The 12134-nt window shown below is 73.5% G+C and carries 8 protein-coding genes and 1 pseudogene; 6 read left to right on the top strand and 3 right to left on the bottom strand.

The genetic code is table 11. The features are described from left to right. Positions 1–261: 261 nt before the first annotated feature. From P1V51_00075 to P1V51_00060, 4 genes are read left to right on the top strand one after another with little or no spacing between them, the layout of a single operon-like run. Positions 262–1320, top strand: a complete 1059-nt coding sequence (locus tag P1V51_00075; GenBank protein MDF1561405.1) for a peptidoglycan DD-metalloendopeptidase family protein — start codon at positions 262–264, stop codon at positions 1318–1320. Positions 1321–1330: 10 nt separating this feature from the next. After that, complete coding sequence (locus P1V51_00070) at positions 1331–1783, top strand: STAUR_1299 family protein (GenBank protein MDF1561404.1); 453 nt, start codon at positions 1331–1333, stop codon at positions 1781–1783. Next, complete coding sequence (locus P1V51_00065; protein MDF1561403.1) at positions 1780–3003, top strand: right-handed parallel beta-helix repeat-containing protein; 1224 nt, start codon at positions 1780–1782, stop codon at positions 3001–3003. The genes P1V51_00070 and P1V51_00065 overlap by 4 nt, the downstream gene beginning before the upstream one ends. A gap of 6 nt (positions 3004–3009) precedes the next feature. Next, positions 3010–4461, top strand: a complete 1452-nt coding sequence (locus P1V51_00060) for a patatin-like phospholipase family protein (GenBank protein ID MDF1561402.1) — start codon at positions 3010–3012, stop codon at positions 4459–4461. Here the strand turns inward: P1V51_00060 and P1V51_00055 are convergent. Continuing rightward, complete coding sequence (locus tag P1V51_00055; protein ID MDF1561401.1) at positions 4458–7058, bottom strand: hypothetical protein; 2601 nt, start codon at positions 7056–7058, stop codon at positions 4458–4460. The genes P1V51_00060 and P1V51_00055 overlap by 4 nt on opposite strands. A 54-nt stretch (positions 7059–7112) precedes the next feature. Next, complete coding sequence (locus tag P1V51_00050) at positions 7113–8666, bottom strand: carboxypeptidase regulatory-like domain-containing protein (protein MDF1561400.1); 1554 nt, start codon at positions 8664–8666, stop codon at positions 7113–7115. 232 nt (positions 8667–8898) lie between these two features. Between P1V51_00050 and P1V51_00045 the strand changes: the two genes are divergently transcribed. Next, positions 8899–9234, top strand: coding sequence for a hypothetical protein (locus tag P1V51_00045; protein ID MDF1561399.1), 336 nt, complete (start codon positions 8899–8901; stop codon positions 9232–9234). Between the two features lie 48 nt (positions 9235–9282). Further along, positions 9283–11853: a carboxypeptidase-like regulatory domain-containing protein gene (locus P1V51_00040; protein MDF1561398.1), complete on the top strand. Its 2571-nt coding sequence runs from the start codon at positions 9283–9285 to the stop codon at positions 11851–11853. Here the strand turns inward: P1V51_00040 and moaC are convergent. Then, positions 11847–11945, bottom strand: a pseudogene (gene moaC, locus P1V51_00035) (cyclic pyranopterin monophosphate synthase MoaC). The gene P1V51_00040 and the pseudogene moaC sit on opposite strands and share 7 nt — an antisense overlap. Positions 11946–12134: the final 189 nt, after the last annotated feature.

Here is a 12134-nt window from a genome sequence, read left to right as displayed (position 1 = left end):
GGCCGGTCGGCGCAGTATGGCTTAAAGAAACGCCCTTCGTGGAGTTCCGTGGCGAAGTAAGGGCCCTCCGGGCCCCCTCCGGGCAGGCGCGCCGGGGGGTGCCCGAAAAAGCGACAGTGCATCCCACCTCGACCTACATGTAGGTGGGGGGAGGTTTCTTGCCGGGCCTCGCTCCCGGTTGCTACTAGATCAGGAAGTTCTAGGAAGGACCCCACCCTGGCCCCTCTCCTCTCTCCAGGCCGCCCCTCGCTGGCGACGCTCGTGCCCACCCTCGCCCTGGGGCTGATGGCCTGCGCGAGCACGCCGTCGTCGAAGCCGATCGCGCGGCCCATCGCCTCCACCGGCACCGAGGTGAAGGTGGCGAAGAGGGCCCCCGAGGCGCGGAAGATCGACGGGCTCACCGTGCCGCCGGTGAAGGTGAAGATCCGCCCGCTGCAGGGGCGCGTGCTCCCCGAGCGCGCCGCCGACACCCAGCGCTGGCGGGCCGGGCCGGTGCCGGTGATCCCGCTGGATCACCTGGCCCCCGATCGCAGCCAGGGCGAGGCCACGATCGACGACTCGATGGCCTCGGCCGCGCGCGTGCTCGGCTCCCTGCGGGCGGCGAAGACCCGGGGGAAGAAGACCGCGCCCCCCCAGGCGATGCACCAGGCCTGGTCCACCCTCCTCGAGGCGGTGGACGTCTACCTCGACCAGCCGCCGGCCCGGACGCCGGCGGTGCAGCTGGTGCGGACCAAGGTCGCGATCGAGACCGAGCTCGACGCCGACGATCGCGCCTGGCTCGTCAGCTCGGATCTCGCCACCCGGGTGCGCTCGCGCCTGGCCTACCTCGAGCACCGCATCGAGCGGGCCCGGGCGAAGGTGCAGCCCATGCGGCAGGGCCGCGACGTGGAGCGCCTCGTCTGGCCGGTGGATCCGGTGATCGTCAACTCCGAGTTCGGCTTGCGGGTGCACCCGATGAGCGGGCTCTCGCGGATGCACTACGGGATCGACCTCGACGGCTACGACGGCCAGGTGATCGTCTCGTCCGGGGCCGGGGTGGTGGTCTGGGCCGGCTGGATGGGCGGCCACGGCAAGCACATCGAGGTGATGCACCCCGGCGGCTGGGTCACCCGCTACTCGCACCTCGCCCACATCATGGTGCGGGAGGGTGAGCGCCTCGAGGCCGGCGACTCCATCGGCTTCGTCGGCAGCACCGGCCGCTCCACCGGCCCCCACCTGCACTTCGAGATCTGGCGGGACGGTGAGGCCCTCGATCCGGCGGTCACCCTCGGCGCGCCGCCCTTCACCATCGACGTTCCGGGCTCGGGCTGGGGCGGATAGGGAGACGGCCGTGCCCCTCGACCTCTCACCTCTCTGGGAGCAGGCCTTCCTGGAGGGGGAGGCCCGTGACGCCAACCGGCTGCTCGGCGAGGCGCGGGAGGCCTTCGCGAGGCTCACGGCCGACCAGCGGGGGGAGCCCTTCTCCTACGAGGTGATCGTCCCGGAGGCGCCCGGCGCCGACTGGCTGCTCGAGGTGCTCCTGCCGAAGCTCGTCTACCACTGCGAGACCCGCCGGGCGCCCCTGCCGGAGTGCGGCGCGGTCTTCGTCTCGGCCTTCGTCGGCGAGCGCCTCTTGTGCGTGCCGGCCGCGGCCTTCGTCGCACTGGGCCGCGAGCTCCTCGGCTGCAGCGTCGAGGAGCTGGTCGAGCGCTTCGGCACCGGCGAGGTGCGCCACGCGCTGGGCCGGGACGAGGACCCGCCGGCGGCCCGGGCGCCGAAGCTCCTGCCCGGAGGTGAGTCGTGAACGCCTGGCGAGCGACCGGCGGCGGCCTGCTGGCGGCCCTCGTCCTGGCGAGCTGCGCCGGAGGCGGCTCGGGCTGCGCGAGCAAGCCCTCGGAGCCCGACGCGGACCCTCCGATCGTCGAGGCCAACCTCCCGGCGGGCACGGTGCAGGGGCCGCTGGTCGTCGAGGGGGACACCCTCTTCCAGGGGGCGGGCGTCGCCCTGACCACCGTGGTGGCGCCGGCGGACGGCCCCGTGCTCGTCGTGCCCGCGGGGGTGCAGGTGATCCTGCGCGACCTGAAGCTGCAGGGGGCCGACCGGCAGCACACGGTCGTCTCCCTCGGCTCGCTCATCGTCGAGCGGGTCGAGGTGAGCGGCGGGCGGGCGGCCTTCCGGATCGAGGCCGGCGACGCCACCTTCTCCCAGCTCTTCGTGCACGACGCGGAGGCCGCGCTGCGCCTCATCGCCGGCGAGGCCACGGTCACCGACGCGATGGCCGAGCGGGTCTCCTCGGCGGCCTACTTCGTCGCCGGCGGTACGCTCACGGGCCTGCGGCTTCGGGCGCGCGAGGCCGAGTACGGGCTGCTCACCCGCCCCGACGGACGGGTGGAGCTCGACGACCTCGACGTGCGCAACGTGACCCAGGCCGGGGTGGGCCTGGTGGGCGGGGCGGGCACCCTGAAGAACGTCGTCCTCGAGGGGCCGATGCCCGCCGGCGGGGTCGTGGCCAACGACCTGCTGGTGCCGGCCCTGATCGAGGACCTGCGGGTCAGCAACGTCGCCGGCGTGGGCGTGCAGGTGCTCCGGGGCGAGACCACCCTGCGGCGGGTCACGATCCAGACGGTAGCCGGCGACTCGGTGGGGGATCTCGGGATGGGCCTCTTCTTCCACGGCGCCGGCGTGACCCTGGAGGACGTGGCGGTGCGGCAGGCCCACGGCGGAGGCCTGCAGATGATCGGCACCTCGGGCAGCGCGGACGGCCTCGCCCTGGAGGACAACGGCTCCCACGGCATCGAGGCCTGGGGCGCCTCCACCCTCGGCGTCGCCGGCGCCAGCCTGCAGCGCAACGCGGGCCTCGGCATCCTCGCCCGCGAGGGCTCGAGCCTGACCGTCTCGGACGGGGATCTGCGCACCAACACCGCCGGCGCGGCGATGGCCGAGTGCGCCACCAGCGCCGAGGTGCGCCTCTCCTCCGGCGTGCTCGCCGAGGACCCCCTGGGCACCTGCGTCTCGCGCTATTGAGCAGCGATGTTCTCGGAACGAAAGCAGCGGCGGGCGGCGCGGCGGGCGATGGAGTCCGCGCTCACCTACGAGGACTGGCTCGCCGCCGCGGAGACCCTCGACGCCCTCGAGCACAACGACGCGTGGCTCGAGGACGAGCGCTCGAACTACTACGACCACGAGGTGATCCGGGAGGACGTCGCGCGCTTCGAGTCCTGCCTCGCGCGGGAGGACGCGCCGGCGCTGGTCGAGCTCCTCGAGGAGGCGCTGACCCAGCACCACCACGACCTCTTGAACCCGCGCCTCTACTGCGAGACCTACAGCGGTGAGACCAAGCACCTGCCCCGGCGCTTCCTCGAGCTGGCCGTCCGGGCGCTGAACTGGCTGGCCGACGAGAAGAGGACCGGCCTGCCCGACGAGGCCAAGCTCGAGCGCCTCTTCCAGGCCCAGCACAAGTTCGGCCGCTCGGCCCTGATGCTCTCTGGCGGCGCGACCCTGGGCATCTACCACCTGGGGGTGGTGAAGGCCCTCTTCCTGCGGGGGCTCCTGCCCTCGATCATCTCGGGCTCGAGCATGGGGGCGATCGTCGCCGCCGGGGTCTGCACCCGGACCGACGAGGAGAACGCGCGGATGTTCGCCCACCCGGAGGAGGTCCACCGGGTGGCGGTCCGCTTCAAGGGCCTGCGCCAGATCGCCCGGGACAAGTCGCTCTTCGGGCACGAGCAGCTCCTCGAACACATCCGCACGAACATGGGCGGCGACTACACCTTCGCGGAGGCCTTCGCGAAGACCGGCCGGGTCCTGAACATCTCGGTCGCGCCGACCCGCAGCCGGCAGAAGCCGCGGATCCTCAACCACCTGACGGCGCCCGACCTGCTGGTCACCTACTCGGCGGCCGTCTCCTGCGCCATGCCCTTCCTCTTCGAGCCCGCCATGCTGATGACGCGGGGTCCCGAGGGCGAGCCCGTGCCCTACCTGCCCCGGGAGCGGTGGATCGACGGCAGCGTGGGCGGCGACGTGCCCATGGCTCGCGTCGGGCGGCTGCACAACGTGAACCACTTCATCGTCAGCCAGACCAACGCCCACGTGTACCTCTTCGCCGGCAAGAGCGAGCAGGAGAGCCTGGCCCAGGCCGGGCTGGCGCTCGCCAGCGAGCTGACCACCTCCCACCTGGCCTCGATCCTCGGCGCCTCCAGCCGCTACATCGAGAACGAGCGCGTCCGCCGGCGGCTGGGCCGGCTGCACGACCTGATGGCCCAGCCCTACGTGGGGGACATCAACATCCACCCCCGGGTGGATCCGGCGATGCTGCGGAAGATCGTCGCCAACCCCAGCCTGGCCGACTTCGAGAAGTTCATCCTGGAGGGGGAGCGGGTGACCTGGCCGAAGGTGGCGATGATCCGCGACCAGACCCGGATCAGCCGGGCCTTCGAGGCGGTCATCGCCCGGGTCGAGGCGCGGGCCGCGTCGATTGTCTAGGGAACGAAGGCGGCGCCGACGGAGAGGACGGCGTAGCCCTGGTGGAAGGGCTGGTTGCCGGTGAGCGCCTCGGCGGCGAGGGCGACGTAGGCGCGCAGGAAGCGGTGGAGATCGACGTCGACGTGGACGCCGGCGCGGGCCAGCAGCGCGTCGGTGGGGAACATGGTGGTGCCCAGGACCAGGTTGGGGTGGACCGGCCCGGCCTTGAAGAGGCGCAGGCGCACCTCGGCGCGCAGGCCCACCGGCACCGTGAAGGCCTCGATGGGGCTCACCCCCATGCGCGGCATCACCGAGAGGCCGAAGCCGAAGACGCGGCTGCGGTAGCCGACGTGGAGGCCCAGCAGCGTGCCGCCGCCGTTCGCGACGTCGATGTCGACGCCCGCGCCGAGAGACCAGCGGTGCTCGGGGACGTAGCCCCGGGAGCCGCGCTTCTTGCCGAGCCGGCTGCGGGCCTTCACCCGCTTGCCCTCGAAGCGCTCGTCGGCCTGGAAGACCTCGTCGAGGATCTCGGGCAGCACGTCGAGGACCGGCTCGGCGTCCTCGGCCTCCTCCAGGCGCATCCCCGAGGCCCGGATCTGGGTGGCCTCCCGGCCGTCGAGGAGGGTCAGCTGGATCATCATCGACGAGCCGATGCGCGAGACCGAGGCCCGCAGGAGGCGGTCGACGTCGAGGGCGCCGGCGATGTCGGCCAGGCAGCCGCTCTCGTCGCAGCCCAGGAGCTGCTTCTGCGCCTCGAAGCCGAGCATCTCCTTCACCTCGGTGAGGCGGATGACGTCGTAGCCCTGGGTCTCGGCGGTGAGGGTCTGGATGTAGTCGCTGATGGCCTCGGCGGTGAGGGCGTCGACGCCCGCGCCGGGGGTCACCCCGAGGAAGGCGAGGCGGGGCCGCCCCTCCCGGGCCTCCTCGGCCCGGGCCGGGAGCGAGGCCGAGAGGAGGAGCCCGGCCAGCAGCAGGGCCGGCGCCTGGCGGCGGCGCGCGCCGGCGAGGAGCAGGGCGAGCAGGACGAGCGCGAGCCCGCCGCTGCCCCCGCCGCTCTGGCAGCCGAAGCCCCGGTAGACGCTCTCCCGCTCCCGCACCGTCGTCAGCAGGTCGAGATCGAGGACCGGGTACTTGTTGCCGCCGTCGAGCACGATGAGGGTGAAGTAGGACTCCTCGGGATCGTAGCCCTCGAGGGAGAGGACGAAGAGGCCGTCATCCCGCGTCTGGGAGTCCATCTTTCCGAACTCCAGGGTGGAGTTCACGCCGTCGTCCCGCGAGCGGTAGTCGATCCCCCAGCGCCCCGTGGGCTCGCCGTCGAGGGTGAGCAGGAAGGTGAACTCGGTGCCGTACTGCCGGGGCCAGATCACGAAGTGCTCGGTCTGGCCGAAGAGCGCGAGGGTCCCCTCGCGCAGGGTGACGTAGTCGCTCTGGGTCCCGGAGGCGCCGTCGACGTCGTGGCCACCGGCCTGGGCGCTGGCCGGGCTGGTGTGGGCGTAGAGGACGAGGGTCCCGTCGGAGGGCTCCCGGGCCAGGCGCCACATGCCGGCATCGAAGCCATCGGCGTAGACGCCGGCCGGGGGCTGGCCGCCGACCCCGACCGGCGCGGCCCGGGGGGTCAGCTCGTAGCGCCCGCTCGTCTGGTCGTAGCGGGCCTCGACGAGGCCGGGGACGTCCTCCCTCTGGGTGGGATCCTCGTCGACGAGGAGGAGGACGCCGCTGCCGTCGGCGAGGGGGATCATCGCCTCGGGAGACTGGTTCGAGCCCGAGCCGATGAGCTCCTCGGCCACGCCCTGGAGATCGTAGGCCACGGCGGTGGTGTTCCTGGACTGGCTGACCCCCTGGCCGCCGGCGAAGAGGAGGGCGCCCTCGCCCTGCCGGGCGGTCGGATCGAAGAGCACCGAGGCGAAGACCCGGTCCTCGGGGATCGAGATCCGATCGAGGATCCGCTGGAAGCAGATGGTGTCGGGCGCGCCGGTGGCGATCTTGGGCTGCGCGACGCTGTAGAAGCGGCCCTCGGCGGACTCGAAGTCCGGATCCACCAGGTAGAGGAAGACGGCCAGGGTGTCCGGGGTGCCCAGGGCCCCGGCCGGCTTGGTGAAGAAGTGGGAGCTGCCCAGCCGCAGGGGGGTGCCGGCGGCGGAGGTCTCGGCGGCGAGGTCGCTGCAGCTACCGGTGGTGTCGAAGGAGAGCTCCCGGTCGTCGAGGAAGGCGGCCGGCCTCGGGTCGACCCGGAGGTTCGAGGTGCCCAGGGAGAGGAAGCTCCCCGCGCTGTGGTCGATCCAGGTGACGCTCACCGGCGACCGGGGGACCAGCTCTCCCGGGAGATAGAGGCCCGTCGCCGCCCAGCGCCGCTCCGCCGGCTCCCAGACGCGGATGGCGCGCTCCCCGACTCCCCCCGGCTCGACGCCGCCCGCCAGGAAGAGGCGGGTCGCGCCGCCGAGCGTACCCTCGAAGAGCGACGCGCCCAGGGGGAGGTCCTCCAGGGTCTCGGAGCGCTCGATGAGGGGGAGCGTCACCTCGCCCAGGAGAATGTCCGGCTGCTCGTGCACCTCGCTGCCCTGCGCCAGCGCGAGCGCAGGCAGCAGAAGGCAGACGATCCCTCCCAGAATCCGCTTCATGGGCGCAATCTACGTCCGCGATCCCGTCTCAGGCAAAGGCGGCGTGGGGAGGAGTCACCTCCGGCGCCGCAGCGCGAGGCCGAAGAGCGCGAGGGCGAGCAGCAGGTTCCCGGCCGGGGCGGGCGCCTGGCTGGCGCAGCCGCAGCCGCCCTGCGGGGCGTCGCCGCCGCCTCCCCCCGCGTCGGAGGTGCCCCCGTCGCTCCCGCCACCGTCGGTGGGATCGGTGCCGCCGTCGTGGCCCTCGGGCAGGAGGGCCAGCGAGCCCCAGAAGTCACCGGGCCCGTCGAGGACCTTCTCCCGGCTGCCGCTCTGGTAGCCGGTCGCGCTGGCGGTGATCTGGTAGGTGCCGAGCGGCAGGCCGACGATCCGGTAGAAGCCGGTGACGTCGGTGATCGTGCTCTCGCCCGAGTCGAGGCTCACCGCGGCGTCGGCGATGTCGGGGCCCGTGTAGACGTCGAGCTCCCGGACGAAGCCCACCAGGTTCGCGGTGGGATCGCCGCCGAGGGTGACCAGCGTCAGGTTCGGCTCGTAGTGGCCCAGGATCCAGCCGTAGTCCCGCCCGACGAAGGACCACTCCAGCGAGCCCCACTGGCAGGTGCCGCGCACCAGGCAGCGGTTGCCCGCGGGCAGGGAGGGGTTGTCCTCGTGGGCCGCGCAGTTGTCGTGGCCGCACCAGCCGCCGTTGGTGCAGCCCACCGTGCCGGTCTGATCGGGCACCAGCTCGGTCTGGTACTCGGGGCGGGTGCCGTGCCGGCCGCAGGAGGCCGCGTACTCGTACTTGTCGATCACGGTGGGATCGGCGGCGCTCACCAGGACCTTCCCGGCGGTGGAGTCGACCACCGAGGTGATCCAGGCGTCGCGGTAGTCCTCGTAGCGCTGGTTACAGGCGGTGTCGTCGAGGTGGTACTGGGCGCTGGCGCCGCCGCTCTGCAACCACCACCAGAGCGCGTAGGTGCGGGCGAGGACCGCGAAGGTCTCGAAGCTGGCCCGGGCCGACTCGGGGCCGCCGGGGGTGCTCTTGAAGACGCCGATCTCGGCGGGCACCACCCCGGCGACGTAGTCTTCGAAGGCGACCTCGTCGATCTGCACGATGGGGTTGCCCGAGCAGGAGGAGGCGAAGCGGCGGGCGACCTTCACCGTGGCGGGCAGCTCGGGCGGCGCGGTGAGGCCGTTCGGGAGGACCACTGCGACCGGCAGCCGCTGCGGCAGGCCCGGGACGGCCGCGGCCTCGGGCCGGTGGGTGGGCACGCCGAAGCAGCGGCCGAGGTCGGCGGTGCAGGCGCGCAGGGCGGCCTCGTCGATCCGGCGCGGCAGGAGGCGCAGGGTGGCCTCCCGCTCGACCCGCTGATCGACGAAGCGCGCCGGCCAGTAGCCGCTCGCCGCCAGCGAGAGGGTCCGCGCGAGGGACTCGCGGGCGTCGAGGCGGTAGCGCCCGTCGGTGGCGGTGAGGGCCCGGGCCCCCGTGTCCTCGAGGGTCACCTCGACGCCCGAGAGCGCCCGGCCCGAGAGCGCGTCGACCACCCTCCCTGAGAGCGCCCCCTCGGCCAGCACCGGCCCGGCGAGGAGGAGGGAGACGGAGAGAGCGCCGACACGAACGAAGACCTTCATGAGGCGCCTCCATATCAACTGCCAACCAGGCTGCGAAGCGCCACTCGGCCCGACAGCTCGTAGCTCACAGCTCACAGCTCGCGGCTCACCGTGATCCCCATCACGCCAAAAACTGGCGCGCCCTCCGCGAGGGAGGATGATCGCCGCCATGATCGGGGGATGGCTGAAAAAGCGATGGCCGGGTGACCGCAGTCACAGGCATCCACGGGGGCCGGGCGTATTCCACCCAACCATGGACGCCATCACGAAGCCGGGGAAGAAGCAGGCCGAGCGCATCTCGCTGACCCTCGCCGGAGAGAGCGAGACCCTCGAGCGCGAGGTCGAGGCGATCGACCTCGACACCCTGAAGATCTGGGACCTGCAGCTCGCGCCCGCCCAGCGCCTGGTGGGGATCCTGCGCTTCCCCGACGGCACCTCCGAGTGGATCCGCGGCGAGGTCGTCTTCGCCGGCAAGAGCAGCGGCCGCGAGTTCAGCACCCTGACCATGCGCCCCGAGACCTGGGAGGGCTTCATCGCCCTCGTGCGGCACCGCGCCGCCGGCGTGGTCGAGCTCGCCCCGGCGGCCTGACGCTCCGGCCATTCGCCAGGCGCCGGTGAAACCCGCTACCCTCGGGCGGTGGCGTGGCGCACTACGGTCCTGATCGCGGTCGTCCTCGGGGTCGGGATCTTCCTGGCCGGCGCCGGCCTGGTGATCTCCTTCCTGCCGGAGTCGATGACCAGCCCGAACGCGGCGACGCTCCGCCTGAAGCGGGCCCGCGCCGAGCGGCGGGCCGCGGTGCTGGGCGAAAGGGTCCCGGTGGCGAGCGCCGACGCGCCCGAGGCGCCGGACTTCCGGCCCACGCTCACGGTGAGGGTTCGCCACCCGAGCGGCGAGCCGGCCGGGGGAGCGACCCTCCTCCTGGACGGCGAGCCGGTGGGGGTGAGTGAGGCCGACGGGCGACTCTCCCTCCCGATCGACGTCTCGCTTCCCCACCGGCTCCAGGCCGAGTGGGGGGACCTGGCCTCGGCGGCGACCCCCCTCGACGAGCGCAGCCAGCCCAGGGTCGAGCCGGGCGAGCCCTGGACCGAGGAGCTGTACCTCTGGCCGAGGGGTCGGCTGAGGGGCCGGGTGATCGACGCCGGGCAGCGGCCGGCCGCCGAGGTGCCGGTGTGGATCACGCCGCGCTTGGAGGGGCTCGAGACGGTCTCGGCGGCCGACGGCTCCTTCACCTTCGAGGGGCTGCCGGTGGGCGAGGTGGAGGTGATGGCCCGCCGCGACGAGGGGTCGGCTGCCGCCACCCGGGCCGCGATCCCTCCCGCCCCGGAGGGAGCTCCGGTCGAGGCCTCGGTGCTGCTGGTGCTCGAGCCGCGTCCGCGGACCGAGGTCCGGGTGAGGGACGCCGGGGGAGAGCCCATCGCCGGAGCCCGGGTGATGTTGCGCGGCGGCTGGCGGGTGGACGAGGACCACCACACCGACGCCGAGGGCGTCTGCTGGCTCTCGGGGGCCAGCCGGAGCGGAGAGCTGACCGTGCGCCACGCCGGCCACGGCAGCTTCGAAGGCCGGTGGGAGCCCCTGCCGCCCCTCCTCGAGATCACCCTGGAGCGGGCGGGTGAGCTCGTGGTGTCGGCGCGCTTCGAGGACGGGTCGCCGATCCCCGGGGGGAGGGTGTCCCTCCAGCCGGAGGTCCCCGGCGCCCCGCTGCGCAGCGTGGCCCTCGACGCCGAGGGGGCGGCGCGGATCGACGACCTCGCTCCCGGCGTGGTGGAGCTTCGCCTGACGGCGCCCGGCCTCGCGGCGGGGGAGCCCCGCCGGGTCGAGATCGTCTCCGGCGAGCGCTCGGTGGTCGAGCTGATCCGGGCACGCCCCACCGGGCGCCTCGAGGGGGTGGCCCTGGCCTCGGACGATCGCCGGCCCGTCGCCGGCGCCGAGGTCACGGTCCACGGCCAGACCCTGCGGGGGGAGACCGGGGTCGAGAGCAACGAATTCGCCGAGGTGCGAGCGATCACCGACGAGGAGGGCCGCTTCGTCTTCACCGCCCTGCCGCCCGGGCCGGCCATCGCCTCGGTCACGGCCTTCGGGTACGGGTCGGGGTTCAGCTCGCTGAGCGTGCCCTCCGACGGAGTGGAGATCGAGCTGGAGACCCTCTGCGTGATCGAGGGGAGGCTCGTCTCGACGGCCGGGCTCCCGCTCGGCGGGGTCGAGCTCGTGGAGGGGACCCTGGAGAAGCGGGCCGACGGTCGCTTCCGGGCCGAGCTCCTCTTCGAGAGGAGGGAGGTGCGCTTCCAGGGCCCGGGCCACGCGACCCTCACCCGCTCGCTGGAGGGCGGCTGCCCGGGGCCGGTGGAGCTCGGAGAGGTGCGCCTCGGTCCGGGCCCCGAGGTCACCGTCGAGGTGGTCGACCCCGAGGGGGAGGGCGTGGAGGGGGCGCTCGTGATCGCGGGGGGGTGGCACACCACCGACGCGGCCGGCGAGGTCCGGATCCGCCCGGGCGAGGGCTCACGCTGCGTGTGGGCCGAGCACCCGGGCTACGTGGCGAGCTCCCAGGACGACTGCCCCGCCATCGGGCCGGAGACGGACCGGATCCGGCTGACCCTGCAGGCCGGCGGCGTCATCGAGGGGCGAGCCTTCGGGAGGCCGCACGCCATCCTCCAGCTCGAGCGCTTCGGGGAGGCCTCGGTGTGGGGGTCGGCCCGCTCGACGGTGCCGGCCGACGCCTGGGGCCGCTACCGGAGCCAGGTCCTGCCGCCGGGGCGCTACCAGGCCTTCGTCACGGCCGACCGCCCCGGAGAGAAGATGCTCGGGGTCTCCCGGGTCGGAGAGCTGCGGGCGGGGGAGACCCTCGAGCTCGACGTGGGCACGCCGGCGGACGCCCGGATCGAGGGCGGCGTCCTCACCGATCCCGGGCAGCGGAGCTTCATCGTCCTCGTCGTCGGCGCGCAGCTCGCCAACACCGCGCGGGAGGAGGGCTGGGAGGGGCTGGTCCGCTTCTTCGAGAGCGGGGTCGAGGCGACCCGGCCCTACCTGCGAGGGGCCCGGCTGGTCGAGGTGGACCTGGCCGGGGGAGAGGGCCGCTACGCGCTGGAGGGCCTCGCTCCCGGGCCCGCCCTGCTCCTCGCCGGGCCGACCCACCTGGAGGGCGGGCTGCCCTACCTGCAGCTGATCTCGCTGGACGCGGGCGAGCGCCGCACCATCGACCTGGTTTACTGACCGGCGTGCCAGGGGCCGCTGCGGCCGCCCTCCTTCTCGAGGAGGCGGACCGAGTAGCTCATGCCGCGATCGACGGCCTTGAGCATGTCGTACTAGCGGGGGGGAGCTCCACTCCCCCCCGCGGACCCCCCCAGCTCGAGCCTGGGGCACACGGGACCGCACGCTGCGCCGGCTGGGCGCCGCCTTCGCGCGCTTCCGCCGAGGGAGGCCGGGGTGTCAACCGTCCGCGTGCCAGGGGCCGCTGCGGCCGCCCTCCTTCTCGAGGAGGCGGACCGAGTAGC

This window comes from Deltaproteobacteria bacterium (assembly GCA_029210625.1).
GTDB lineage: Bacteria > Myxococcota > Myxococcia > SLRQ01 > SLRQ01 > JARGFU01.
The sequence above is the reverse complement of the archived record's forward strand: the minus strand, read 5'-3'. Positions and strand labels throughout refer to the sequence as shown.

Bases quoted from the DNA above. Each gene is read 5' to 3' on its own strand.
- P1V51_00060 (MDF1561402.1), top strand. From the start codon at position 3,010: ATGTTCTCGGAACGAAAGCAGCGGCGGGCGGCGCGGCGGGCGATGGAG.
- P1V51_00055 (MDF1561401.1), bottom strand. From the start codon at position 7,058: ATGAAGCGGATTCTGGGAGGGATCGTCTGCCTTCTGCTGCCTGCGCTC.
- P1V51_00050 (MDF1561400.1), bottom strand. From the start codon at position 8,666: ATGAAGGTCTTCGTTCGTGTCGGCGCTCTCTCCGTCTCCCTCCTCCTC.
- P1V51_00045 (MDF1561399.1), top strand. From the start codon at position 8,899: ATGGACGCCATCACGAAGCCGGGGAAGAAGCAGGCCGAGCGCATCTCG.